At 70.4% G+C, this 23,433-nt stretch carries 23 protein-coding genes; 8 read left to right on the top strand and 15 right to left on the bottom strand.

Annotated elements, in window-relative coordinates:
• Window positions 1–612, bottom strand: a complete 612-nt coding sequence (locus ACFWZH_RS14055) for a class I SAM-dependent methyltransferase (RefSeq protein WP_384429259.1) — start codon at window positions 610–612, stop codon at window positions 1–3.
• The gene (locus tag ACFWZH_RS14050) at window positions 609–2,096 is read right to left on the bottom strand and encodes a purine-cytosine permease family protein (RefSeq protein ID WP_384429256.1); all 1,488 of its coding nucleotides are present in this window, start codon (window positions 2,094–2,096) and stop codon (window positions 609–611) included. Before ACFWZH_RS14050 ends, ACFWZH_RS14055 begins: the two co-directional genes overlap by 4 nt.
• Window positions 2,097–2,351: 255 nt before the next feature.
• Between ACFWZH_RS14050 and ACFWZH_RS14045 the strand changes: the two genes are divergently transcribed.
• Window positions 2,352–2,966, top strand: a complete 615-nt coding sequence (locus tag ACFWZH_RS14045) for an ATP/GTP-binding protein (protein ID WP_384429253.1) — start codon at window positions 2,352–2,354, stop codon at window positions 2,964–2,966.
• A gap of 72 nt (window positions 2,967–3,038) precedes the next feature.
• Here the strand turns inward: ACFWZH_RS14045 and ACFWZH_RS14040 are convergent, their stop codons facing one another.
• Window positions 3,039–3,467: a PPOX class F420-dependent oxidoreductase gene (locus ACFWZH_RS14040; protein ID WP_384429250.1), complete on the bottom strand. Its 429-nt coding sequence runs from the start codon at window positions 3,465–3,467 to the stop codon at window positions 3,039–3,041.
• A gap of 170 nt (window positions 3,468–3,637) precedes the next feature.
• Between ACFWZH_RS14040 and ACFWZH_RS14035 the strand changes: the two genes are divergently transcribed.
• Together ACFWZH_RS14035 and ACFWZH_RS14030 are read left to right on the top strand one after the other, a co-directional pair.
• Window positions 3,638–4,057, top strand: a complete 420-nt coding sequence (locus tag ACFWZH_RS14035; RefSeq protein WP_384429248.1) for a roadblock/LC7 domain-containing protein — start codon at window positions 3,638–3,640, stop codon at window positions 4,055–4,057.
• A gap of 67 nt (window positions 4,058–4,124) precedes the next feature.
• Window positions 4,125–4,988, top strand: coding sequence for a DUF6397 family protein (locus tag ACFWZH_RS14030; RefSeq protein ID WP_384429245.1), 864 nt, complete (start codon window positions 4,125–4,127; stop codon window positions 4,986–4,988).
• Between the two features lie 192 nt (window positions 4,989–5,180).
• Here ACFWZH_RS14030 and ACFWZH_RS14025 read toward each other — a convergent pair whose 3' ends face one another.
• Both ACFWZH_RS14025 and ACFWZH_RS14020 read right to left on the bottom strand, forming a co-directional pair.
• Entirely contained in the window at window positions 5,181–5,645 is a 465-nt protein-coding gene (locus tag ACFWZH_RS14025; protein ID WP_384429242.1) for a hypothetical protein, read from the bottom strand.
• A gap of 464 nt (window positions 5,646–6,109) precedes the next feature.
• On the bottom strand, window positions 6,110–6,727 hold the full coding sequence (locus tag ACFWZH_RS14020; RefSeq protein WP_384429239.1) for a TOPRIM nucleotidyl transferase/hydrolase domain-containing protein: 618 nt from the start codon (window positions 6,725–6,727) through the stop codon (window positions 6,110–6,112).
• 189 nt (window positions 6,728–6,916) lie between these two features.
• On the opposite strand from ACFWZH_RS14020, the gene ACFWZH_RS14015 reads away from it, so the two are divergent.
• The 3 genes from ACFWZH_RS14015 (at window position 6,917) to ACFWZH_RS14005 (ending at window position 8,945) form a co-directional block, all read left to right on the top strand.
• Complete coding sequence (locus ACFWZH_RS14015) at window positions 6,917–7,417, top strand: hypothetical protein (RefSeq protein WP_384429236.1); 501 nt, start codon at window positions 6,917–6,919, stop codon at window positions 7,415–7,417.
• Between the two features lie 217 nt (window positions 7,418–7,634).
• Window positions 7,635–7,892 (top strand): hypothetical protein, encoded by a 258-nt coding sequence (locus ACFWZH_RS14010; protein ID WP_384429233.1) that lies wholly within the window; start codon window positions 7,635–7,637, stop codon window positions 7,890–7,892.
• A gap of 216 nt (window positions 7,893–8,108) precedes the next feature.
• Window positions 8,109–8,945 carry an endonuclease/exonuclease/phosphatase family protein gene (locus ACFWZH_RS14005; protein WP_384429230.1) on the top strand — a complete coding sequence of 279 codons (837 nt, stop codon included), beginning with the start codon at window positions 8,109–8,111 and terminating at the stop codon, window positions 8,943–8,945.
• Window positions 8,946–8,970: 25 nt separating this feature from the next.
• Here the strand turns inward: ACFWZH_RS14005 and ACFWZH_RS14000 are convergent, their stop codons facing one another.
• The 4 genes from ACFWZH_RS14000 to ACFWZH_RS13985 all read right to left on the bottom strand — a co-directional run bounded on the left by ACFWZH_RS14000 (window position 8,971) and on the right by ACFWZH_RS13985 (window position 13,156).
• Window positions 8,971–10,071 carry a PP2C family protein-serine/threonine phosphatase gene (locus tag ACFWZH_RS14000; protein ID WP_384429227.1) on the bottom strand — a complete coding sequence of 367 codons (1,101 nt, stop codon included), beginning with the start codon at window positions 10,069–10,071 and terminating at the stop codon, window positions 8,971–8,973.
• A gap of 219 nt (window positions 10,072–10,290) precedes the next feature.
• Window positions 10,291–11,301, bottom strand: a complete 1,011-nt coding sequence (locus tag ACFWZH_RS13995) for a DUF2278 family protein (protein WP_384429224.1) — start codon at window positions 11,299–11,301, stop codon at window positions 10,291–10,293.
• Between the two features lie 82 nt (window positions 11,302–11,383).
• Complete coding sequence (locus ACFWZH_RS13990) at window positions 11,384–12,319, bottom strand: endonuclease/exonuclease/phosphatase family protein (protein ID WP_384429221.1); 936 nt, start codon at window positions 12,317–12,319, stop codon at window positions 11,384–11,386.
• Between the two features lie 144 nt (window positions 12,320–12,463).
• Entirely contained in the window at window positions 12,464–13,156 is a 693-nt protein-coding gene (locus ACFWZH_RS13985) for a haloacid dehalogenase type II (RefSeq protein ID WP_384429218.1), read from the bottom strand.
• A gap of 83 nt (window positions 13,157–13,239) precedes the next feature.
• Here ACFWZH_RS13985 and ACFWZH_RS13980 point away from each other — a divergent pair, with 83 nt between their 5' ends.
• Complete coding sequence (locus tag ACFWZH_RS13980; RefSeq protein ID WP_384429216.1) at window positions 13,240–13,797, top strand: CGNR zinc finger domain-containing protein; 558 nt, start codon at window positions 13,240–13,242, stop codon at window positions 13,795–13,797.
• A 296-nt stretch (window positions 13,798–14,093) separates the two neighbouring features.
• Here the strand turns inward: ACFWZH_RS13980 and ACFWZH_RS13975 are convergent, their stop codons facing one another.
• The 4 genes from ACFWZH_RS13975 to ACFWZH_RS13960 form a co-directional block, all read right to left on the bottom strand.
• Window positions 14,094–14,282 carry a hypothetical protein gene (locus ACFWZH_RS13975; protein ID WP_384429213.1) on the bottom strand — a complete coding sequence of 63 codons (189 nt, stop codon included), beginning with the start codon at window positions 14,280–14,282 and terminating at the stop codon, window positions 14,094–14,096.
• A gap of 189 nt (window positions 14,283–14,471) precedes the next feature.
• Window positions 14,472–14,717, bottom strand: a complete 246-nt coding sequence (locus ACFWZH_RS13970) for a hypothetical protein (protein ID WP_384429210.1) — start codon at window positions 14,715–14,717, stop codon at window positions 14,472–14,474.
• A gap of 136 nt (window positions 14,718–14,853) precedes the next feature.
• The gene (locus tag ACFWZH_RS13965; RefSeq protein ID WP_384429207.1) at window positions 14,854–15,717 is read right to left on the bottom strand and encodes an acyl-CoA thioesterase; all 864 of its coding nucleotides are present in this window, start codon (window positions 15,715–15,717) and stop codon (window positions 14,854–14,856) included.
• Between the two features lie 66 nt (window positions 15,718–15,783).
• Window positions 15,784–18,297 (bottom strand): DEAD/DEAH box helicase, encoded by a 2,514-nt coding sequence (locus ACFWZH_RS13960; protein ID WP_384429204.1) that lies wholly within the window; start codon window positions 18,295–18,297, stop codon window positions 15,784–15,786.
• Window positions 18,298–18,919: 622 nt separating this feature from the next.
• On the opposite strand from ACFWZH_RS13960, the gene ACFWZH_RS13955 reads away from it, so the two are divergent.
• Window positions 18,920–19,711 (top strand): metal-dependent hydrolase, encoded by a 792-nt coding sequence (locus ACFWZH_RS13955; protein ID WP_384429201.1) that lies wholly within the window; start codon window positions 18,920–18,922, stop codon window positions 19,709–19,711.
• Window positions 19,712–19,792: 81 nt separating this feature from the next.
• Here ACFWZH_RS13955 and ACFWZH_RS13950 read toward each other — a convergent pair whose 3' ends face one another.
• Complete coding sequence (locus ACFWZH_RS13950; protein ID WP_384429198.1) at window positions 19,793–21,574, bottom strand: ABC transporter ATP-binding protein; 1,782 nt, start codon at window positions 21,572–21,574, stop codon at window positions 19,793–19,795.
• Entirely contained in the window at window positions 21,571–23,430 is a 1,860-nt protein-coding gene (locus tag ACFWZH_RS13945; protein WP_384429195.1) for an ABC transporter transmembrane domain-containing protein, read from the bottom strand. Before ACFWZH_RS13945 ends, ACFWZH_RS13950 begins: the two co-directional genes overlap by 4 nt.
• Window positions 23,431–23,433: the final 3 nt, after the last annotated feature.

Raw genomic sequence — 23,433 nt, 5'->3', positions numbered from 1 at the left:
TCAGCCCCGGCGGACCGCCAGCGCCAGATAGCGGTCGTCCTTGTCCTCGTACCGGGTCAGGTCCCAGCCGACCCCGGCCAGGAGGGGACCCAGATTCGGCTCGGCCCGGAGGTCGTCGGGGGTGAGCGGGCGGCCCTTGCGCGCGGCGAGGGCGGCCCGCCCGATGGGGTGGAAGAGGGCGAGCCGGCCACCGGGGCGTACGACCCTGGCCAGTTCGCCGAGCCCACCGGCCGAGTCCGGCAGATGGGAGATCAGGCCGGCGGCGAAGACCGCGTCCAGGCAGGCCGCGGGCAGCGGAAGCCGGGCCGCGTCCGCGAGCAGCAGCGCCGCATGCCGGTCGCGCCCGGCCCGTACGGCGGCCCGCAGCATCTCGGGGGTGAGGTCCGCGCCCAGCACCGCGCCGCGCGGCCCCACGGCCTCCCGCAGCGCCGGCAGCGCACGCCCGGTGCCGCAGCCGGCGTCCAGCACCCGGTCGCCCTCCTGCAGGCCCAGTGCGGCGACGCCCGCCGCATAGGCGGGAGCGTCGTGGGGGAACTTGGCGTCCCAGCCGGCGGCGCGGGCCGCGAAGAACGCCCGGACCTCGTGCGGCCGGTCGGCGTGGTGGTCGGTCATGGTGTTCCTTCGGGCGCGGTGCGTCGGGCGGCGAGAGGGGCGGTGACGGCGTACAGGACGCCGGCGACGGCCAGCGCCACCACGACGCCGAGGTTCATGGCGCCCAGAGTGCCCTTCGCGGCGCTGTCGGTCAGCAGAAAGCCTACGGCCCGGGCGATGTGCGGGTCCGCCGAGGTGATCAGGCCCAGCCCGACGACGGTGGCGACGATCAGCGAGAGCACCGCCGGCCAGCCCAGGGACCGTACGTTTCGCAGGTCGAAACCGGTGTGGCGGCGGCGCCACTGCTCCACCAGGAAGACCGCCGTCCAGGCGGCCATCGCCACCCCGATGATCGACAGGAACGCCTGGAACGTGGCGAAGAAGCTGGGCGAGACGAACAGGACGTACCAGCCGCCGACGGCCATCAGCACACCGTCCACCAGGACCGCGAGGTGCCGGCGGACGGGAATGCCCAGCGCCAGCATCGACATGCCCGAGCTGTAGATGTCCATGATCGCCCCGGAGGCGAAGCCCCCGATGGCGGTCAGCAGATACGGCACCAGGAACCAGGTCGGCAGCTCCGCCGCGAGGGCGCTCACCGGGTCGGCGGTCGCGGCCTCGGCGAGCTGGGGATCACCGGCGTTCAGCAGCACACCGAAGACCAGCAGCACCAGCGGGGGCAGCACTCCGCCCAGGGTGGTCCACCCGGTGATGGCCCGCCCACTGCTGTGACGCGGCAGATAACGGCTGTAGTCCGCACCGCAGTTGACCCAGCCCAGCCCCAGGAGCGTCATCGCGAACACTACGCCGCCGACGAACGTGCCGAGGCCGCCCGACCGGCCGTCCCCCAGGGCGGACCACTCGACGCGGTCGGCCATCAGCACCATGTACACCACGGTCAATGCGGTGATGGCCCAGGTCAGATACTTCTGCACCTTCATGATCAGCGCGTGCCCGTAGATGCCGACGACCACCACCGCGACCGCGGTCACCGCGAAGCAGACCGCCTGCGCCGCCGTGGTCGGCGTCCGCCCGTCGGCGTGGGCGAAGGTGCCCGGCGCGACCCGCGCCAGGATCACCGCGCCACCCAGGGAGGAGAGCGCGACGAGCACGGTCTCCCAGCCGACGTTGGAGACATAACTGAATAAGGTGGGCAGCTTGTTGCCCTGCAGCCCGAAGGACGCCCGGCCGATCGCCATGGTGGGCGCGCCCGTACGGGCACCGGCGACCGAGACCAGCCCCACCAGCAGGAACGAGAGCACATAACCGAGCGCCCCGGTGGCGATCGCTTGCCAGGGACTCAGGCCGAGGCCCATCAGGTAGATCCCGTAGGCGATGCCCAGCAGTGACAGCCCCGATGCGGCCCAGGGCCAGAACAGGGACCGGGGCGTGCCGTGCCGCTCGCTGTCCGGTACCGGATCGATGCCGTTGCGTTCCACGGAGCCGGCCGAGGTGTTCGCGGCGGCGGGCGGTCCGAGCTCCTCGCGTTCCTGTTGTTGCGTCATGGGGGACATGATCTCCCATGGGCGAGTGCCGCGGGGAACGAACGTACGACCCAACTACCATGGAAATCAGGGTCGGTGGGATTCTTGATCGAAGAAGACGACGGCTTTGGCGAACCGGCGGAAATCCCGCTCCGCGCCGGGTACGGTCCTCGCCATGGATTCGCGCGGCGCTCTGCCGCCGAAGGCTCCCCTCGTCGAGCCATGCATCCGTATACCCCGTGACGCGCAGGACCTGCATCCTGGAGGAGACGGCCGATGAACGCCGCACTAGGGGCCCCGGACGGCGCAGCCCCGGTCCCCGACCCCGAGTTGACCCTGAAGATCTTAGTCGCGGGCGGCTTCGGCGCGGGCAAGACCACCCTGGTGGGGGCGGTGAGCGAGATCCGCCCACTGCGTACCGAGGAAGGACTCACCGCGGCGGGCGAGGCGGTCGACGACACCGGACCGGTCGGGCGGAAGGCCACCACCACGGTGGCGATGGACTTCGGCCGCATCACCATCAGGCAGGGGCTCTCCCTGTACCTCTTCGGCACCCCGGGGCAGGACCGCTTCTGGTTCCTGTGGGACGACCTGTCCGAGGGCGCACTGGGAGCCGTGGTACTGGCCGACACCCGTCGACTGCAGGACTGCTTCCCCGCGGTCGACTACTTCGAGCGCCGTGCGATCCCCTTCCTGGTGGCCGTCAACTGCTTCGCGGAGTCACGGTCCTACGGTGCCGACGAGGTCGCCCGCGCGCTGGACCTGGACCGCGGCACCCCCGTCGTGCTCTGCGACGCGAGGGATCGCGACTCGGGCAAGGAGGTCCTGGTCCGGCTCGTCGAGCACGCCGGGCGCCGGCACTCCGCCAGGGTGCCGGCGCCGGTGGGGTGAGCGGTGGTCCGATCGGGCGGCGTCCCCGCGCCCGGGAGCGGACAGCCGGAGGGTCGGTGCCGCCGGGGGACCTCAGTCCGCGAGCGCCGCGACGGCGACCACCTTGTCGATCTTGACGCGGACCACCACCTCACCCGGCACCCCGTTGCGGGCGCCGAACTCCTCCGCACGGTCCTCGCCCATGTAACGGGCCGCGATCCGGGTCGCCCAGTCGCGCACCTCCGGCAGATCGTCGCTGATCTCCGCGGACCCCTGCACGACCGCGAAGGAGAACGGCGGCCGTTCGTCGTCGACGCACAGCGCCACCCTGCCGTCGCGGGCCAGATTGCGGCCCTTGACGGTCTCCGCGCCGGTGTTGAACACCAGGTCGTCGCCGTCCAAGAGGAACCACACGGGGGCGATGTGCGGTCCGCCGTCGGCCCGTACGGTCGCCAGTTTGCCGGTGCGGGCGCCTTCGGAGAGGAACCGCCGCCACTCGGCCTTGCTCATCTTGTGTCCCATACCGGCATCCTCCCGGTGCCGCACGAACTCGCGCCGTGTGGCGCGCCGGACCGCAGGGCCGCTTGCCGAGACGGCGGAGGTGGGACAGGCTGGCACGGCAGGCTGCGGACGGACCGCGGGCCTGCCGTCCGGCCGGGCGCGCGGACGGGGATACGGGGAGGAAGCGGCACATGGCATTGAGCAGCGGACTCGACTGGCTGCTGGACGACCTGACCAAACGGGTGGAGAAGGTACGGCACGCGTTGGTGCTCTCCAACGACGGGCTGGTGACCGGTGCGAGCGAGGAGCTGGGGCGGGAGAACTCCGAGCACCTCGCGGCCGTCGCCTCGGGACTGCACAGCCTGGCCAAGGGCTCGGCACTCCACTTCGGCGTCGGGCGGGTACGCCAGACCATGATCGAGTTTGACGACGGGGTGTTGTTCGTGACGGCTGCGGGGGACGGCAGCTGCCTGTGCGTGCTGGCCGGCGCCGACGCCGATCTGGGCCAGATCGCCTACGAGATGACCCTGTTGGTCAATCGCGTCGGGGAGCATCTGGGCGTCGCGGTCCGCCAGCCGGAGAGTTATCCACAGGCCGGCGGGAGAGGTTGACGCACTGTCATTGGCTGCGGCTATGGTCGTCACTGTCAGTGATCGACCGAGTTGCGGGGGAACCGACATGACAGTGATGTGCGACGGGCGGCAGACGCTCGCGATGGGGCGAGCAGCCCGCGAACTGGAGCTGAGGACCGGCGAGTTCGAGCTCGCCGCCCAGCTCGGAGAAGTACGAACGATCGCGGCCGCCGGCAGCGACGGCCGGCCGGGCGGCGCCGGAGCACCGGGCCGGCGCCGGGTCCCGGCGGAGGAGGTCGCCCGGCTGCAGGCCGAGCCGGGCTTCCCCGACGCGCTCCGCGAGCGCGTCCGCACGGTCGGCACGACCGAGGCCGCGGCCCTGATGGGCGTCGGCCCCGGCCGCGTCCTGCGGCTGACCCGAGCCGGCTGCTTCGGACCCGTCCGGTTCTATGTGAACCGCTACGGCGCGGTGGTCTGGCTCTATCTCGCCTCCGAAGTCACCGACTTCGCCGACCGAGAACCGGATCTGCTGCGCGGCAACACCCCCGCCGCGATGCGGGTGATGCTCGAGAACGGACAGGACAGGCGGGCGCGCCAGTGGCGCAGCCGAAGGGTCGGCCAGCTGATGGGCCAGACCGAGGACCCCTGGGAGTCCGCAGCGGTGATCGCCGCCGTACTCCCTCCGGAAGAACTGGCCTCGGTGGCCGAGAACCCACTGGAGCGCTCCCTGCTCCGCCGGCTCAGGCCCACCCTCGCGTCGGCCATCACCGCAACACCAGCGGCCCGGGAAGCCTACGAGCGCGTACTGACAGCGGACGATTTCGACGAGGTGATGTGGTACCGCATCCACCTCACCCGAGCCCTGGAACAGGCCCGCAACGACAATCCAGCCCGGCCGAGGACACCCACCCCCGCGCCGACCACCCCCCGCCCCGGGCCCGCCTCCCTCTCACGCAGCGCCACCGGCTGACCGACGACCGCGCAGCGAACGAATCCGGTGCCGGGAGGTACTGTCGGCTGCGCATGGTGCACCGCCGCTACGAACGCAAGGCCGAGCACCTCTGTGCTTTCGCCGGCATCGCACCGCCCGGCGTTCATCTGCTGCCGTCGGCTGACCGCCTGAACCGGGCTCCGCCGCGGACAGAAACAGCACGCCGGCCGGTCAGAGGCCGGCCGGGTGGCTGGAAAGCCAGCCGGCGTGCCGGTCGCGCATCCCGTCCCGCTCTTCGGGAGTGGCGAGGAAGACGTCAGCGCCACCGTCATAGGGATGGTGGATGCGCTGCAGCCGGATGTCGGTGATCAAGACATCGGCCACCTTGTCGTCGGCGACGTCACGCAGCAGATCATTGATGCAGCCGTGCTGCCAAGGCTGCCTGGAGGCGAAGAGGTGGTAGTACGTGCGGAACTCTGGGTCGACGTCGTCCGCCACCAGCAGACTCCGCCAGTAACCGGCGTCCGGTTGATGCGGCGGGACGTCGGGATCGGTCGTCCAAACCGGAGTGATCACGTACACGTCCGTACCGGCGAAGAGTTCATCGAGGACGCTGTTGTAACGGTGCAGGACGATGGCGTACTCGCTCTCGTCCTGCGGGTACCGCTTCGACTCCGGAAGGCTGTGAAAGCGCACCCAGACGTCCCTGTAGGAGCCGCGGAGCTGGTGACCCACGGGTGGGCAGTCGGGCCACCGTTGTTGCCACAGCTCCGTAAGCGCTGCCTGCTCGACCCCAGACACCTGCAGTACACGCCCTCTCACCTTGCCCGTGACTGCCGACCATGATGCCGGATGCGGCATGTCCCAAAAGGAATGAGGGCCAAGAGGTGGGGATAGCGGCCAGCCGAAGGTGACCGACGTTGTCGTCGAAGTCCTCAGCTTGGACTTCGACGGTGGAGTCGTCGAAGCGAAGGGTGAGGCAGGGGTCCGTGTCGAGGAGCTGTTTGAGGGTTTCGTAGGCGTCGTGGTCGAGGGGAGGTGGGATCACGGCCTCCCACTCGCCCGCGCCGGCGGTGGCCGTCACCCTGACGGGAAGACGGGCCAGGCATGTGCGCTGGTTGGCCCACCACTGGAGAGGGGAGATGGATACCGCCCAGCGGTCAGAGGCTGGTGAGGAGGCCGTCGAGTGGGGCGGGTATGCGGTCGGGGGCGAGGGCCTCGACGAGGGCACGACCGTAGTGGATCTTGCGCCCCTTCTTCGTGCCGAAGAAGCGACGCAACTGCTGCTGTGGGGCGCGGTCCTGCTGTGCGGGCTGGCGCAGGAAGGTCTGCAGGGCGCGCAGGTCGCCTTCCGCCCGGACGAGTTCCTCCACGCGTGTCACGCCCAGCGCGCGGATGAGTTCGTCCTCCAGGTCCGCCGCGCAGACGAAGAACCCTTGCTGTGCCGCACTGGCCCGCTCCAGGCCGCGGGTGTAGTAGCGACGCTCCGCCTCGTCGCACAGCCCCGTGAGGCGCAGGCCCAGGCCGGGTGGCCCGAGGAGGCGTGCGAAGCGCCCGACGTTCATCGCGCCGCCCATCGGCAGGACGCAGACTCCTTCCGCCGCCAGGTCCCGGCCGCGGATCGCGGCCAGTGCGCTGACCGCTGCGGCGTCGCTCGGCCCTTCGAGCAGGACGGCTGCTCGAACGGGCAGCCGCGCGGCCAGTTCGCGCGCGGGGTCGCCGGGGCCACCGGCCGCCCACGCCGTGACCGCTTCCCGGAACGACTCCATGTCAGCCATGAGATGAGTCTCCGCCCTTTCCGGCCACCACGGTAGGGAATTTCCGCCGGTGCGTCGATCAACGGGTGAGCCGTCGGGACCTGACGCTCCGAACCGGCCGCGACGGCCCGAGCCGAGCCCGACGGTCGGACCCGGCCCCGACGGTCCGAACGCGGGGTCTGTCAGTGGTGCGGCCTATGGTCTCCGCTCATGGGATTCTTTGGATCTTTCGTGATAGCGCGGAGCGACAGACCTCTGACGGAGTTGCCGGCGATGAACCAGGCAGGCGGTGAGATGTGCTGGTCCGCCCGGGATGGTGTGTGGCAGATGGTGCAACTTCATGGTGGTGGTAGGCCCGCCGACTCCCTCATCGAAGAGACCCGGGCTCCGGTGCTCGTCGCCCATGTGTTTGACAGCGATGTGGTGGCGGTGGAGGCGACGAGCCCGCAGGGGCAGCGGTGGGAATGCGTGCTGTCACCGCAGACAGCGCGGGACTCCTACGGAGCGCCAGAGGAGATAGTCGAGCGGAACACGATGGCGGCCGGGCCCGCAGTGGCATGGGCGAGAGAAGCCGGCCGTGAGCCTGATTCCGATGCGGTGGCCGCGGTCCTCGTGGCCGAGGCGGACCCGCTCGCGGAGGACCTGGTGACGGAGTTGACGAGGGCTCTGGGGTTCCGCTTCGGAACTAGTGGCCCAGGTTCGTCCGGCTGATCGTCAACCGGTCGGCATCGACCTTCGACGGCCGACCTTTGCGACCGACCTTCGACGGCCGAACCTCGACGGCCGTGGGCAGACCGTCAGGCTGCCGGCTCGCCGCTGTTCGGCAGAAGCAACCGTTCCGGGAGTGCGGTGGTCCTACCGGGCGTCGTGCTCAGAGGGCCGGCCTCTGGCGACTCGTAGCGGTAGGACGACTGGAAGGGCGTAGTCCATGGAGTTCGATCCCGGCCTCTGCCTGGACGTACCGAAGGGTTTCGACGACAGGGATGCCGAGAGTCAGGTGCATCCCATGGCCAGGAAGCTCTTCCCCGCGACCACGGCCGCGGAAGCCTTCGGGAAGGCCCATGAGTGGGTGAGGGACCACAAGGTCTTCCTGGTAGATGTGTCATGGGACTTCACGCACGATGAGGACGAGCCCTACACACTGAGCATCTACTTCACGTTCGAGCTGGACCCCGAGGACATCTGACCGCGGCTGCGCGGATGTACCTGGACCATCCGCGACATACGGGCGCATACGGGCGCATACGGGCCGGGTGTGCCGCAGGCGGCGGTTCCGCGGGACGGTGACATGGCGCCCTGGTCGGTATCGCTGTCTGCACCATCGCCTGCTCACGGGGCGGGTGGGCCAGGGGCGCGGGAGCCGGATTCTTGGACACAGCAGAGTGGAAGGGCGCGGCTGACGATGCGTGTGTTGACATGGAACGTGTGGTGGCGTTTCGGCGCGTGGCAAGAGCGGCGCAAGGCGATACTCGCCGTGCTGCGCGATCTCCGGCCGGATGTCGTCGGGCTCCAGGAAGTGTGGGCCTCGGACGTGGAGAACCTCGCGCAGTGGCTGGCGGACGACCTCGGCATGTACTGGACCTGGGCACCGTCTCGGGCACCACACCGTTGGCAGCGCAGACTGGGGGATCCGACGATCGCCATGGGCAACGCCATCCTCAGCCGCTGGCCCCTCGCGGAGCAGGACGTGGTGCAGCTGCCCGCAGGCCCGGGTGAAGACGACGGCCGTCTCGCCCTGTACGCACGGCTGGCTGCGCCCTCCCAGCCGGTGCCGTTCTTCACCACACATCTGACCTCGGCCGTCGACGCCTCCGCGGTGCGCTGCGAACAGGTCAGAGTGCTCGCCGAGTTCGTCGCGGCGCATCGAACCGGCACCGCCTTCCCGCCGGTGATCACGGGGGACTTCAACGCCTGGCCGGACTCTGACGAAGTCCGGCTGTTCGGCGGCTACAAAACGGCACCCGCCGCCCCCGGCCAGGTCTTCTTCGACGCCTGGGAGTACGCCGACCCCACGCAGCCCTCGACGACCTGGGACACGGCCAACCCGTTCATCGCGGCCGACTTCGGGCCCAGCGTCCGAGTCGACTACATCCATGTCGGGCCGCCGGGTCCCGAGGGCCTCGGCTTTGTCGACTCCGTCCGCCGCGTCGCAGACCGGGCGGTGAACGGCGTTTGGCCGTCCGACCACGCGGCGGTCCTCGCCGAGCTGAGATCCGAGTCAGGATCAGCGGGCGTCTGAACAGGCACGACGGGACGTTTCCTGGTCAGGTGGGGTGGGAAGGGCGGCGCCGGGTGACGGCCAGGATGGCCATGTCGTCCTCGTGGTCGCCCTCGGTCCAGCGGCCGACGTCCTTGGTGAGGGCGTCGACCAGCGTCTCTGGATCTTTGAACGACCTGCGCATGCGATCTGAGCGGACCGGGTCGTAGAAGATCCCCCGCCGGTCGCGTGCCTCGGTGACACCGTCGGTGACCAGCAGGAGGGAGGCGCCGGGTGGTAGTCGCACCGTGTCGACGGATACGGGGCCGGGGGGAGCGAGATCGCCGAGTCCCACCCCGAGAGGCAGCTGTGGGAGGGTCGGGTCGAGCCGTACGAACTGCCCGTCGTGCACCAGGTACGGAGGCGGATGCCCGCGGTTCACCAGGCTCAGCAGCTCGCCGTCGGCGGACACCTCGGCCAGTACGGCGGTGGCGAAGCCCTCCGTGGAGATCACCGGGCCGCCACGGGCCGCTGCCCTGGCCATCGCTTCGTCCATCCGTTCCGCCAGCGTGACCAAGGTGGGGGTGTACTCGGCCTCCTGACGGAACGCGCCGATCGCGACCGACACGGCGGCGACCGCCGCGATGCCCTTGCCCCGTACGTCCCCGATGATCATCCGCACCCCGAACGGCGTCTCCTGCACCGCGTAGAAGTCACCGCCGATCTGTGCCTCGGCCTGTGCCGCCGTATACCCCGCGGCCACGTCCAGCGGCCCGACCTCCCGCGGCGGGTGCGGGAGCACCGCCCGCTGGACTGCCTCCGCGACATCCCTGGCCAGTGCCAGATCCCGCCCCTGCCGCACGATGAGCCGGTTGACCCCGAGAGCCAGTATGCCGATCAAGCCGACGACGGCCAGATCGACGAGCAAGGGCGTCGCCGGGCGTCGGCGTTCGATGTCCACCGCCACCGAGACCACGCAGGTGACACACACGACGGCGAGCGCGGCGCGGAAGGAGAGCGTGGCGCCCGCGACGAGCGGCGCGGCGGCCAGCAGCGGGAGTCCCGTGTACGGCTCGGGCGCGATGAGGTCCAGCAGCACGCCGATCGCGAGGGCCAGCGCCGCGAGTATCCACGGCACCTTCGCCAGCGCGGGTCGCAGGACTTTCACGGTGCATCTCCTGACGGGTGCGCGGGTGCCCGCTGCCCCCGCCGCCCCGGTCGTCGCGGTCGTCGCGGTCGTCGCGCCGGAGGCTCCCATGGCCGCCGCCCGAGCCGAGACCGCACCCGGCCGTGCGGCCTCGGCGGGCGCACTGTGGTGCGGCACAGCGCGCCCGCCCCGGGATCATCTACGACGCATCGAGCGAAACGCGAAACGCACCTTCCGATGTCAGAAGGAGACGGTCCAGCCCTCGCGCTGGGCCTGTTCCTCGGTGTACGAGACGCCGTCGACCTTGAGCCCGGCAGGGTCGAGGAGCGTGATCGACCCGCCGTGGTTGCCGAGTTGGAATTCGTTGCCACCCGCGACAGCGAGGGTGGCGCCGGCGGTGAGCGGCTGCGCCGGCAGTGGCAGCAGGTGGTCCTGCTGGTCGGCGAGGCGCCAGCCGTCGAGGTCGATGGTGACCGGCGAGGCGTTGAGGAGCGTGACGGTCTCGCGCTCGGGTGCCGGCCCGGCGGGGTTGACCAGCGCGGCCAGGATGCGTACCGATGCGTCACGGGTGACGGGCCGTGGCGGTGCGGCGGTGAGGGGGTGGCCGGTGCGCTCGTCGGTGTGCCATGTCTGGGACTGGAACGCCAGGAAGACGGCGACCCAGCGCGCTTCGGCGGGGAAGTGCAGCAGCAGCCCGCCGTCCTGCCAGACTCCGTTGCTGGAGCGGAACTGTCCACTGCTGCCTTGGTTCATGTGAATGTCGTGGACACCGTTGCCGGGCAGGAAGCCGAACACCTTGTCAGGTTCGTTGGGTTCGGGCCCGTAGCGCTCTCCGAAGAGGTAGAGCTCCGTGTTCGAGTCGACGATGGCTCGTTCCACGTGATGGTCCAGCATGTCCGCCAAGTCGTTGTCCAGGCCGGGCAGATCGGGCGGTAGCGGCCGTACCGCGTCCGGAGGGAAGAGATTGCCGCGGATGAAGTCCAGGCTGGCCGTGCCCGGCTGCGACGCCAGGAGATTCCATCCGCTGCCGGCCGCGGGCAGCTGCCCGGTCACTGGATGGCGGAAGTTCTCATCGGTCACGAAGAGCAGATCGGGCGGACGCTGCTGGGACTTGACGTTGATCGCGGCCCGGTAATGGGTGCCGGCGTCGTCGATGAGGTGTATCTGGTAATGCGGGGTCTCATCGGGGGCACCTTCGCGGCGCCGCTCGACGGCCCGGCACGCCAGAACTCCGTAGTTCTTCAGTGGCATTGGTCATCACTCCGAAGCGAGAAAGGCGGCTGGCAGCGGCTAGAAATCGAGAACCACCCAGGCGGGGTCGTGATCGGAGCCGTCACCGCCGTGTCGGGTGCGCCGGTCGATATGCGAGCTCTTGTGCTGCGCGGTGAGGCTCTGACTCAGCCAGATCTGGTCGAACAGCTCGTACCGGGCGTTCTGCCCGGCCGCCTTGAACCGATGGGTCCACGCCCCCGAAGCGGGTGGCGGCGGATCGTCGGCCTTGGGTGGGCGGGTCTCCTGCCGGATGCGCGAGTGCCTCCGTCAGGCTCAGCTGCGCAGAGGCGGCCAGCGGGGCGAGAGTCGGCGCGTCCGGGGAGTCGTTCATGTCCCCCAGCACGAGGAAACGCCCGTCGGGGCGGGTACGTGCGGCGACTATACGGGCGACCGACTCCGCCTGCCGGTGCCTGCGGGCATCGGCTGCGGCCTTGCCCTCCTCAGGGTCCACTCCCTGCTCGACGAACTGGCTCTTGAGGTGGTTGTTGAAGAGCGTCAGCAGACGCCGATCGGTATCGCGCGGATCCAGGATGTCCACTTCGAGCAAGTCCCGGCTGAATACTCGCTCGCCGGGCGCCTCGGGGTGGGAGGCATGCTGCCATGAGGTGACCGCACCCACCGGGAATTTGGAGAGCAGGGCCAGGTCGATCAGCCGGGGGTCGTTGCCCTCGATCAGCGAAAGAAACCTGTAGGCATTACCGAGATGTTGAGCGGCGAAGTATCGCAGGGTGTCGATGTCCTCGACCTCCTGAACGGCCAGCACATCGAGGTCCATCGCCTGGATCCGGTCGGCGATCAGCGTCTGCTCCGCGGGGTCCTTGCCCTTGACCAGTTTGCCTTTGTAGGTGCGGACCCGCACTTTCTCGGGGTCGTCGAACACATACTTTGAGGTCAGCTCGCCGTCGGGTCCGACCGGCTGGATCTGTCCAATCTCGGCCTGGAAGTTGAACCGTGAAAACAGATTGTTGAGGTTGAAGGTTCCCACCGTGACATCCATGCCGACCTCCACGATCAGCCGTGTCGGCCCCAATTACCTTGAGCGTAACTCGCCCGGTCCGGCACCGAAAACGGAAAGGAGGCGCCGCCGACGCGGCAGGTGTGAGCGCGGTATGCCCGCTCGGCGGAGCACGGATCGCCCGGGCTATTTCGTCGTCAGCGCGGTGACCAGTTCGTCGAGTCCGTCGAACCGCCGGTCGAAGACGTCGGAACTCGTCGGCGGGTCCCCGGCCGGTCGCCGGACATAGGCGGTCCGCATGCCCCTCGCCTGAGCTTCGCGCAGGTCCCAGGCGTGGGCGGCCACCATGAGGATGCCTTCTGGTGGGCATCCGGCCGTTTCGATGGCGAGCTGGTAGACCTCCCGTGCCGGCTTGTAGGCCAGGACGGCTTCGCTGGACAAGGCTTGATGCCAGCGCAGCCCGGCATGGGCGTTGAGTCGCAGCAGGGTGGTGTGGCTGGCGTTGGAGAGGCCGAGCACGGGGAAGTGCCGCGCGAGCCGGTCGAGACCGGCGACCGAGTCGCTCCAGGGCGGCAGTCGCCGACTCGCCGTGGCCAGCCGGGCGATGGCCGCCGGATCGGTGAGTCCGGCACGGTCGGCCACGCGTTGAGCGGCCTCCCCGTCGATGATCTCGGTGTCGGCGTACGCGCGATGCCCTTGCACCATGCGTTGCTGCTCGACCTCGACATGCTGCTGCCACAAGGTGAGCAGCTCGTCGACGGAGGCACCGTCGGAGGCGGGTACGGCCTCGCGAATCGCCGCCCGAAGCCCGCCGGGTTCGTCGACCAGTGTTCCGAGGACGTCGAAGACGACGGCCTCGATATCGCGGATCTCGACCACGCTTCCTCCCGTTCGCACTGGCCGTCACCGGCTCAACCGGTGACGACGTTGCCATCCCGTGCGTCACCGGTCAAGATGGTGACGTGGATTTCGCATTCGTCAGCGGCAACCCGGCCCTTGATCTGGCCGGCACCGTGCGCTCCCGTCGAGACGAGCCCGTCGACGCCCTGGCCGCACCCGCGGACCTGGAACGGTGGGTGGCCGCATGCGAAGGGCTCCCTGGCCGGCCCACCGCCGACTTCGCCACCTTCGAGTCCGCGCTGTCCCTGCGAGAAGCGCTCTACCGGCTTGCGCTCGACCGGGTGCTCGATCGGCCCTTCGATCCGGGCGGCCTCGAGATCGTCAACGAAGCGGCCGCCGGGCCGGTGCCCACGATCAAGCTCAGTGACGCAGGGCTGGAGATGTCGGGGGACCTGAACGCCGCACTCTCCCAAGTGGCCAGAAGCGGCATCGCGATGCTCGCCGACCCGCACGCCTGCCTCAAGGAGTGCGGTCGCGCTCGCTGTACTCGTATCTATCTCGACCGCTCGCGTGGTGCCCGGCGCACGTGGTGCGGGATGGACGAGTGCGGCAACCGCGTCAAGGCCGCGGCCTATAGAGCCCGCAGACGAGCTTCGGCCGAAGGCGCGCTACGGCCGTAGGCGCGCTACGGCCGTAGGCGAGCTACGGCGGTAGGCGCGCTACGGCCGTAGGCGAGCTACGGCGGTAGGCGAGGGGCGCGGTGGAATGCAGCGGCTGACACATCGAGTCCGCTCCGCACCGACCGCAATCGCGCGGAACCGCGAGGCCGAGTCCACACCCGTGGTCCCAAACCTCGCGGTCCCTCGCCTTCGAGCAGATCAACTGATGGCATCAACTGATGGTGCCGACTGATGGCGTCGACTGACGGCATCAACTCATGGTGTCAGCCGCCGTGAGGACGGGGTGATCCTCGTCGTCACTTACTGGCTTCGAGGGCGGCGTTCGCGGCGTGTTCGGTGACGCTCGCCGGTGCGACGAGGCCCCACACGTGGCCGACGAGGGTGAAAGCCTGGTCGGCGGCGGGTCCGGTGGTTGCCTGGGCCGGGGTGGCGAGGACCCCGAAGAGCGCGATGGTTCCGAGGATGACAGTGGCGACTCGGCGCATTAACTATCCCTTTGTGCAAGGTGGTTGGTATGTCCGGCGACAACTTTCCCCACCTGCGTGCCGATACGCCGACGGTCCTCCTTGTGGGTGGTGAGGAAACGATCTGTCAGCCGATCGCGGCGACAGCGACGGTGACGGTGACGGTGACGGTGAAGGAAACGTCGACGGGGCAGAGTGCGCAGGCCTCCGTCACGCCAGTGGCCCCTCGACATCCCGCCGGTTCGTCACGGCAACCCGCGCGATCGTGGACAGCGTCAGCGCCCGCTCCCTGTCGACGACCAGCCAGCCCTTCTCGAGGAGGGACTGAAGGAGGGGCCGGACCTCGTCACCCATCTCGTCCGCCAGGTCGTCGTCGGTGGGGGAGCGGTCGGCGCGGACGAGGGCGGCGATATGGAGTACGAGCGCTTCCTCCGCCGCGGTGATGTTGAAGTCCATGGGACGAGCGTAGGCAGCCGGGCCGCGCGCCGCGCGCCGGGGCGGTCAGCCACCCGGGCGACGGACCAAGCCCTCCTCGACGCTCTTGCGCCCCAGAGCGGATGAAAGGGCCCTTCCCGGAACGGTCGGACATGTCCTACAGGGCTCTGAACAACCCCTCCTGCACCACCGAGACCAGAAGCCTGCCCTCGCGGTCGTAGATGCGGCCGCGGGCCAGGCCCCGTCCGCCCGTCGCGATCGGCGACTCCTGGTCGTAGAGGAACCACTCGTCCGCGCGGAACGGACGGTGGAACCACATCGCGTGGTCCAGCGAGGCCATGTCGAAGCCGCGCGGCCCCCAGAGCGGCTCGACCGGGATGCGGACGGCGTCCAGCAGCGTCATATCGCTGGCATAGGTGAGTGCGCAGGTGTGGACGAGCGGATCGTCACCCAAGGGGCCGACCGCGCGCATCCACACCGCGCTGCGCGGCTCCGCACCCTTGATCTCCTCCGGCGTCCAGCGCAGCCGGTCGACATAGCGGATGTCGAAGGGTTGCCGCCGCGCCATTCTCTCGAACGCCTCGGGCAGGCCGCCCAGGTGCTCGCGGACCTCGTCCGCGACCGTCGGCAGGTGCTCCGGGCCGGGCACCTCCCGGCGCATCGGCAACTGATGGTCGAAGCCGGGCTCCGGCTTGTGGAAGGAGGCGGTCAGATTGAAGATCGTGCGCCCTTCCTGGACGGCGACGACCCGGCGGGTGGTGAAGGACCGCCCGTCGCGTACCCGCTCGACCTGGTACACGATCGGCACTCCCGGCCGGCCCGGCCGCAGGAAGTACGCGTGGAGCGAGTGGACCGGGCGGTCGCCCTCCGTGGTCCGCCCGGCGGCCACCAGCGCCTGGCCCGCCACCTGGCCGCCGAAGACCCGTTGGAGGCTCTCCTGCGGGCTGCGGCCCCGGAAGATGTTCACCTCGATCTGTTCGAGATCCAGCAGATCGACCAGCCTCTCGGCGGGATTGGTCATGACCGTGGCCCTCCGTCGCGTCCTCGACGGCCTCGGGTGAAGCCGTCGCCCCAGGGCGTGTCCGCCCTACAACTGACCCACATCCGTGACCCGCACCACCGCGCGTCCCTCCTCGTCGGAGGCGGCCAGATCCACCTCCGCCGAGATGCCCCAGTCGTGATCACCGTTCGGGTCGGCGAAAGTCTGCCGCACCTTCCACAGTCCGTGCTCGGCATCCTCCTGGATCTGCAGCAGCTTCGGGCCGCGGGCGTCCGGGCCCGTGCCCAGCTCCTCGTACTCGTCCCAGTAGGCGTCCATCGCGTCGCCCCAGGCATCCGCGTCCCAGCCGGACTCGGCATCCATCTCGCCGAGCTCCTCGACCTTGTCCAGCGCCGCCAGCTCCACCCGCCGGAACATCGCGTTGCGCACCAGCACCCGGAACGCCCGCGCGTTGGCCGTGACCGGGCGGACCTGATCGGCTCGCTCCTGCGCCTGGTCCGCGGTCTCCACCTCGGGGTTGGCGAGCTGCTCCCACTCGTCGAGCAGGCTGGAGTCGACCTGCCGCACCATCTCGCCGAGCCAGGCGATGATGTCCTCGAAGTCCTCGGACTTCAGATCGTCCGGCACGGTGTGGTCCAGCGCCTTGAACGCGCTCGCCAGATAGCGCAGCACGATGCCCTCGGTACGCGCCAGCTCGTAGAAGGACGTGAACTCCGTGAAGGTCATGGCGCGTTCGTACATGTCGCGGATGACCGACTTCGGCGACAGCGGGTGGTCACCGACCCAGGGGTGGCTCTTGCGGTACAGCCCGTAGGCGTGGAAGAGCAGCTCTTCCAGCGGCTTGGGGTACTCGACGTCCATGAGCCGTTCCATGCGCTCTTCGTACTCGACGCCGTCGGCCTTCATCTGGGACACCGCCTCGCCCCGGGCCTTGTTCTGCTGGGCGGCCAGGATCTGCCGCGGATCGTCCAGCGTGGACTCCACGACCGAGACCATGTCCAGCGCATAGGACGGCGACTCGGGGTCGAGCAGGTCGAACGCGGCCAGCGCGAAGGTCGACAGCGGCTGGTTGAGCGCGAAGTCCTGCTGGAGGTCGACGGTCAGCCGTACGATCCGGCCCTCCGCGTCCGGCTCGGGGAGCCGCTCGACGATCCCGCCGTCCAGCAGCGACCGGTAGATCGCGATGGCCCGCCGGATGTGCCGGAGCTGGTTCCTGCGCGGCTCGTGATTGTCCTCCAGGAGCCCCCGCATCGCGTCGAAGGCGTTGCCCGGTCGGGCGATGACCGACAGCAGCATCGCGTGCGTCACCCTGAAGCGGGAGGTCAGCGGCTCGGGGTCGGAGGCGATGAGCTTCTCGAAGGTGTTCTCACCCCAGTTGACGAAGCCCTCCGGCGCCTTCTTGCGTACGACCTTGCGGCGCTTCTTGGGATCGTCGCCCGCCTTCGCCAGCGCCTTCTCGTTCTCCACGACGTGCTCGGGAGCCTGCGCGACGACGAAGCCCGCGGTGTCGAAACCGGCCCGGCCGGCCCGGCCGGCGATCTGATGGAACTCCCGCGCCCGCAGGGTCCGCACCCGCGACCCGTCGTACTTCGTCAGCGCGGTGAACAGCACCGTGCGGATCGGGACGTTGACGCCCACGCCGAGCGTGTCCGTACCGCAGATCACCTTCAACAGGCCCGCCTGGGCGAGCTTCTCGACAAGCCGGCGGTACTTCGGCAGCATGCCGGCGTGGTGCACGCCGATGCCGTGGCGGACATAGCGCGAGAGGTTCCGGCCGAACTTGGTGGTGAACCGGAAGTTGCCGATGAGCTGGGCGATCTCGTCCTTCTCGGCACGCGTGCACATATTGATGCTCATCAGCGCCTGCGCCCGCTCCACGGCGGCGGCCTGGGTGAAGTGCACGATGTAGACGGGAGACTGGCGGGTCTCCAGCAGCTCGGTCAGCGTCTCGGTCAGCGGCGTGGCCCGGTACTCGTACGACAGCGGCACCGGCCGGGTCGCCGAGCGCACCACCGCCGTCGGCTTCCCCGTGCGCCGGGTCAGGTCCTCCTCGAAGCGCGACATGTCGCCGAGCGTCGCCGACATCAGGATGAACTGCGCCTGCGGCAGCTCCAGCAGGGGGATCTGCCAGGCCCAGCCACGGTCCGGCTCGGCGTAGAAGTGGAACTCGTCCATCACGACCTGGCCGATGTCGGCGTCCTTGCCGTCCCGCAGCGCTATCGAGGCGAGGACCTCGGCGGTGCAGCAGATGACCGGCGCGTCGGCGTTGACCGATGCGTCGCCGGTGAGCATGCCGACGTTCTCGGTGCCGAACAGCTTGCACAGATCGAAGAACTTCTCCGACACCAGCGCCTTGATGGGCGCGGTGTAGAAGGTGACCTGGTCGTTGGCGAGAGCGGTGAAGTGCGCCCCGGCCGCCACCAGGCTCTTGCCGGAGCCGGTGGGGGTGGACAGGATGACGTTCGCTCCCGACACCACCTCGATCAGCGCCTCCTCCTGGGCAGGGTAGAGCGAGATGCCCTGCTGCTCGGCCCAGCCCGAAAAGGCTTCGAAGAGGGCATCGGGGTCGGCGTCGTTCGGCAGATGATCGATGAGGGTCACGCCCCCATACTGCCTGCCTCGGGCCCGGATCAGGGAACCGGCGACCGGAAGAGGGATCCGCCGAAGATCGCCGAGGCGGTACTCCGCCCGTCCCGGGGCCGCGCTCTCGTGCCCAAGCCGTCGGCCGGCTCGCCCCAGAATGCCACCGATCCCGCTCTGACCTGCGTAAACGTGGGTGAGGGAGCTGTTGCCGGGTGCCTGGCAGCCGGAGTGGACGGGAGCCTCGGCGCGGGCGGGAGGCTTCTTTGTGCGGTGCTGGGGCCGTCGGCGGCCGCGACACCCACGAAGGCATCCACGCAATGCCTTCACATTCCGTACATGACCGTGGACGTGCTGTCGTTGCCGCTGGTCCCCGCGGTGCGGGGCCGGGGGCGGGACGTGGTGGAGATCACTCGAAGAGGGGCGGGCGGGGTGCCCGGGGGAGCTCCCGACCGGGTGGGGGAGGCCGGGTCGAGGCGGGCGGGCAACGGCACCCGAACGGGGGTGGGGGCCGGGTCACCCGGTCCTCGTACGGAGATCATCTGACGCTACGCTGAGTCGCCGACCGGGCGTCAGAGGCGCGGTCACCGAGCGCGCGACGCACAGGACACGCGTCGCGGCAGAACAAGGGGTGGGAACGACCATGATGGGACCGGCGCACTCGCTGTCCGGGGCTGCGGCCTGGCTGGGGGTGGGCGCGGCGGCCGCGGCCACCGAACATCCGATGCCCTGGCCGGTGCTCGTCTGCGGAGCGCTGATATGCGCCGGAGCGGCGCTCGCCCCGGACCTCGACCACAAGTCCGCGACCATCTCGCGGGCGTTCGGGCCGCTGTCGCGGATCCTGTGCGAGGTGGTCGACGCCCTCTCGCACGCGGTCTACAAGGCGACCAAGATGCGCGGCGACTCCAACCGCAACGGGGGGCACCGCACGCTCACCCACACCTGGGTGTGGGCCGTGCTGGTCGGCGGCGGGATGTCGCTGCTGGCGATGCAGGGCGGCCGCTGGGCCGTACTCGGCATCCTCTTCGTCCATATGGTGCTGGCCATCGAGGGGCTGCTGTGGCGGGCCGCCCGGGTCTCCAGCGATGTGCTGGTGTGGCTGCTGGGCGCCGCTTCGGCCTGGATCCTGGCCGGGGTGCTCGACCAGCCGGGCAACGGCGCGAGCTGGCTGTTCACCGAACCGGGGCAGCAGTACCTCTGGCTGGGCCTGCCCATCGTGCTCGGCGCGCTGGTCCACGACATCGGCGATGCGCTGACCGTCTCGGGGTGCCCCGTGCTGTGGCCCATCCCGATAGGCCGCAAGCGCTGGTACCCGGTCGGGCCGCCGAAGGCCATGCGCTTCAAGGCCGGCAGCTGGGTGGAACTGAAGGTGCTGATGCCGGTGTTCATGGTGCTGGGCGGGGTCGGCGCCCTGGGTGCGCTCGGCTATATCTGACGTCGGCTCCCTCTGGCGCCGCGGCGCCGCGCCCCGGTCCCCGCCCCGATGCGCGCCGCCCGATGCGTCCGGCCCGTCGCCTCACCCGTGCCAGGACCGCCACAGCGCCGCGTACGCCCCCTCGGCCGCGACCAGTTCCTCGTGGCTGCCCAGTTCGCTGATCCGGCCGTCCTCGACGACGGCGATCACATCGGCGTCGTGGGCGGTGTGCAGGCGGTGGGCGATGGCCACCACCGTGCGGCCGTCCAGCACCCTGCCCAGGGAGCGTTCGAGGTGGCGCGCCGCCCGGGGGTCGAGGAGCGAGGTCGCCTCGTCGAGGACCAGGGTGTGCGGGTCGGCGAGCACCAGGCGGGCCAGGGCGATCTGCTGGGCCTGGGCGGGGGTCAGGGTGTGGCCGCCCGACCCGACCTCCGTGTCGAGGCCGTCGTCCAGGGCCCGGGCCCATTCGGCCGCGTCCACCGCGCCGAGCGCCGCCCAGAGTTCGGCGTCGGTCGCTCCCGTACGCGCCAGCTGGAGGTTGTCGCGCAGGGAGCCCACGAAGACATGGTGCTCCTGATTGACCAGGGCCACCTGCTCGCGCACCCGCTCGGCCGGCATCGCCGAGAGCTCCGCCCCGCCCAGCGTGACGCTGCCGCGGCGCGGGCCGTAGATCCCGGCCAGGAGTCGGCCCAGTGTCGATTTGCCGGCACCGGACGGTCCGACCAGCGCCAGTCGGCTGCCCGGACGGATCCGCAGTGACACCTCCCGCAGTACGTCGACGCCGGCGCGGTAGCCGAAGGTCACGTCGTCGGCGTGGACGTCACGGCCGTCGGGGGACCGCCCGGTGTCCGCCGCCTCCGGTTCGATCTCGCGGACGCCGACGAGCCGGGCGATGGACACCTGGGCCACCTGCAGCTCGTCGTACCAGCGCAGGATCATGCCGACCGGCTCGATCATCATCTGCGCGAGGAGCGCCCCCGTCGTCAGCTGCCCCGGGGTCATCCAGCCCTGGAGGACGAAGGCCCCGCCCAGCAGCAGCACCGCGCCCAGGAGCAGCACATGCGTCAGGTCGATGACGGGGAAGAGCACCGAGCGCAGGAAGAGCGTGTAGCGCTCCCATCGGGTCCAGGAGCGGATGCGGTCTTCCGACAGGGCGATGCGGCGCTCGCCCAGGCGGTGGGCTTCGATGGTGCGGCCGGCGTCGACGGATTCGGTGAGTACGGCGGAGACCGCGGCGTATCCGGCGGCCTCCGAACGGTAGGCGCCCGGCGCCCGCTTGAAGTACCAGCGGCAGCCGAGGACCAGCGGCGGCAGCGCGACGAGTACGGACAGCGCGAGCGGCGGCGCGGTGACGGTGAGCCCGCCGAGCAGCAGCCCCACCCACACCACACCGATGGACAGCTGCGGTACGGCCTCGCGCATCGCGCTGGAGAGCCGGTCGATGTCCGTGGTGATCCGCGACAGCAGATCACCGGTCCCGGCCCGCTCCAGGACGCCCGGTGGCAGCGCCACGGACCGTACCAGGAAGTCCTCGCGCAGGTCCGCCAGCATGCGTTCGCCCAGCATCGCGCCGCGCAGCCGCACCATGCGCACGAAGACCGCCTGGGCGGCCAGGGCGAGGGCGAACAGTGCCAGGGTGCGCCCGAGTGGGAGGTCCCGGCTGCCCGCGGCCAGCTTCTCGACGACACCGCCGAGCAGATACGGGCCGGCCATGGAGGCGATGACCGCGGCGGCGTTCACGGCCACCAGCACCGTGAACTCCCGGCGGTGACGGCGGATCAGGCCGCGCACGTAGCCGCGTACGGTCGCCGGCGAGCCGACGGGCAGGGTGGTGAGCGTCTGCGGGGCGTCCGGATCGTGCTCCGGCGGCGCCAGGCCGATCATGCGGTCTCCTCGATCTGGTCGATCCGGTGGGTGTGGTGGGCCTGGTCGATCCGGTCGACTCGGCCGGTCCGCACCGCCGGCTCGGTGTCGGTCTCGCGGGTGACGACGGCCCGGTAGGCGGGGTGGCTGTGCAGCAGTTCGCGGTGGGCGGCCTCGGCGACGACCTTGCCCTCGTGGAGGAAGGCGACCTGGTCGGCCCGGTCCAGCAGGAGCGGGCTGGAGGTGAGGACCACGGTGGTGCGGCCCGCTCTGATCTTCCGCAGGCCGTCGGCGATCCGTGCCTCGGTGTGCGCGTCGACCGCGCTGGTCGGCTCGTCGAGCACCAGCACCTCCGGGTCGGTGACCAGCGATCTGGCCAGTGCCAGCCGCTGCCGTTGGCCACCGGAGAGCGATCTGCCGCGTTCGGTGATGTGGGTGCGCAGGGGATCGCCGGAGTCGTCGACGGACGCCTGCGCCAGGGCGGTCAGTACGTCGGCGCACTGGGCCGCGTCGAGCGCCTCGGCGGCCGGTACCTGTCCGGAGGACGGCACGTCGAGCAGCTCGCCGAGGGTGCCGGAGAGCAGCATCGGGTCCTTGTCCTGGACGAGTACGGCCCGGCGGGCGGTGTCGCGCGGCAGGTCGTCCAGCGGGGCGCCGCCGAGGACGACGGAGGACCGCGGGGCACTACCGTCCGCCCGGTCGGCGCCGTCCTCGTCGGTCTGCGGCGGATGGCCGCCGAGGCGTTCGGCGAGCCGGCCCGCGGCGTCGGGGTCACCGCAGACGACCGCGGTCAGCCGGCCGGCCGGGGCGGTCAGACCGCTGATCGGGTCGTGCAGATCGCCGGTGGGCGTCGCCCCGTGGCCGGCGGTCCGGGCGCCGGCCGGCCGGCTCTGTGCCAGTACGCGGGCCGTACGCTTCGCCGACGGCCGGGCGAAGGAGTAGGCCTGCGCGATCTCCTCGAAGTGCCGCAGCGGGAAGAGCAGGAAGGTGACGGCGCTGTAGATCGTGACCAGTTCGCCCACGGCGACCGTGCCGTCGAGGGCGAGTCGGGCGCCGTACCAGACCACCGCGATCAGCAGCAGCCCCGGCAGCACCACCTGGACGGCCGAGATCAGCGACCACATCCGGGCGCTGCGGACGGCGGCCTCGCGAACCTCCTGGGAGGCGCTGCGGTAGCGGTCGAGGAACAGCTCCTCGCCGCCGATGCCGCGCAGTACGCGCAGTCCGGCGACGGTGTCGGAGGCCAGCTCGGTGGCCCGGCCGGCCTTCTCGCGCTGTGCGTCGGCACGCCGGGTGGCGGGCGGCAGCAGCGGGAGTACGGCCAGCGCCAGTACGGGGACGCCGAGCGCCACCAGCAAGCCGAGCTGCGGCTGGCTGACGACCAGGGCCAGCGAGACGCCGACCGTGGTCACCGCCGCCGCGCCGAACCGGGAGATCGCCTCGACGAACCAGCCGATCTTCTCCAGGTCGCCGGTGCTGACGGCGACGATCTCGCCGGCCGCCATCCGCCGGGTCATGGCCGATCCCAGCTCCGTGGTCTTGCGGGCGAGCAGCTGCTGCATCCGGGCGACGGTGGTGATCCAGTTGGTGACGGCGGCGCGGTGCAGCATCGTGCTGCCGAGCGCGATCAGCGCGCCCAGCACCACGACCAGGCCGCCGGCCAGGGCGAGTCGGCCGCCGTCGCGGTCCACGACGGCCTGCACGGCCAGGCCCACCGGCAGGGGGAACGAGGCGATGGCGCCGAAGTTCACCAGCCCCCAGAGGAGGGCCTTGAACTGCCCGCCGAGCTGCTGTTTGTAGAGCCACAAGAGGAAGGCGCCGCCCGTACGGACGTCCGGGACGCCCGGGTCGGGGTGCGGAAGATCGCGAATCTGCATGAT

This window comes from Streptomyces sp. NPDC059008, from assembly GCF_042749045.1.
Taxonomy (GTDB): domain Bacteria; phylum Actinomycetota; class Actinomycetes; order Streptomycetales; family Streptomycetaceae; genus Streptomyces.
Note: the sequence above shows the minus strand (reverse complement) of the source record. Positions and strands in the feature narration are given on the sequence as shown.

Bases quoted from the DNA above. Each gene is read 5' to 3' on its own strand.
- ACFWZH_RS13955 (WP_384429201.1), top strand. From the start codon at position 18,920: ATGATGGGACCGGCGCACTCGCTGTCCGGGGCTGCGGCCTGGCTGGGG.
- ACFWZH_RS14055 (WP_384429259.1), bottom strand. From the start codon at position 612: ATGACCGACCACCACGCCGACCGGCCGCACGAGGTCCGGGCGTTCTTC.
- ACFWZH_RS14010 (WP_384429233.1), top strand. From the start codon at position 7,635: ATGGAGTTCGATCCCGGCCTCTGCCTGGACGTACCGAAGGGTTTCGAC.
- ACFWZH_RS14020 (WP_384429239.1), bottom strand. From the start codon at position 6,727: ATGGCTGACATGGAGTCGTTCCGGGAAGCGGTCACGGCGTGGGCGGCC.
- ACFWZH_RS14050 (WP_384429256.1), bottom strand. From the start codon at position 2,096: ATGACGCAACAACAGGAACGCGAGGAGCTCGGACCGCCCGCCGCCGCG.
- ACFWZH_RS14030 (WP_384429245.1), top strand. From the start codon at position 4,125: ATGACAGTGATGTGCGACGGGCGGCAGACGCTCGCGATGGGGCGAGCA.
- ACFWZH_RS14015 (WP_384429236.1), top strand. From the start codon at position 6,917: ATGGGATTCTTTGGATCTTTCGTGATAGCGCGGAGCGACAGACCTCTG.
- ACFWZH_RS14045 (WP_384429253.1), top strand. From the start codon at position 2,352: ATGAACGCCGCACTAGGGGCCCCGGACGGCGCAGCCCCGGTCCCCGAC.
- ACFWZH_RS14005 (WP_384429230.1), top strand. From the start codon at position 8,109: ATGCGTGTGTTGACATGGAACGTGTGGTGGCGTTTCGGCGCGTGGCAA.
- ACFWZH_RS14035 (WP_384429248.1), top strand. From the start codon at position 3,638: ATGGCATTGAGCAGCGGACTCGACTGGCTGCTGGACGACCTGACCAAA.
- ACFWZH_RS13975 (WP_384429213.1), bottom strand. From the start codon at position 14,282: ATGCGCCGAGTCGCCACTGTCATCCTCGGAACCATCGCGCTCTTCGGG.
- ACFWZH_RS14040 (WP_384429250.1), bottom strand. From the start codon at position 3,467: ATGGGACACAAGATGAGCAAGGCCGAGTGGCGGCGGTTCCTCTCCGAA.
- ACFWZH_RS13990 (WP_384429221.1), bottom strand. From the start codon at position 12,319: ATGGATGTCACGGTGGGAACCTTCAACCTCAACAATCTGTTTTCACGG.
- ACFWZH_RS13965 (WP_384429207.1), bottom strand. From the start codon at position 15,717: ATGACCAATCCCGCCGAGAGGCTGGTCGATCTGCTGGATCTCGAACAG.
- ACFWZH_RS13950 (WP_384429198.1), bottom strand. From the start codon at position 21,574: ATGATCGGCCTGGCGCCGCCGGAGCACGATCCGGACGCCCCGCAGACG.
- ACFWZH_RS13995 (WP_384429224.1), bottom strand. From the start codon at position 11,301: ATGCCACTGAAGAACTACGGAGTTCTGGCGTGCCGGGCCGTCGAGCGG.
- ACFWZH_RS13945 (WP_384429195.1), bottom strand. From the start codon at position 23,430: ATGCAGATTCGCGATCTTCCGCACCCCGACCCGGGCGTCCCGGACGTC.
- ACFWZH_RS13970 (WP_384429210.1), bottom strand. From the start codon at position 14,717: ATGGACTTCAACATCACCGCGGCGGAGGAAGCGCTCGTACTCCATATC.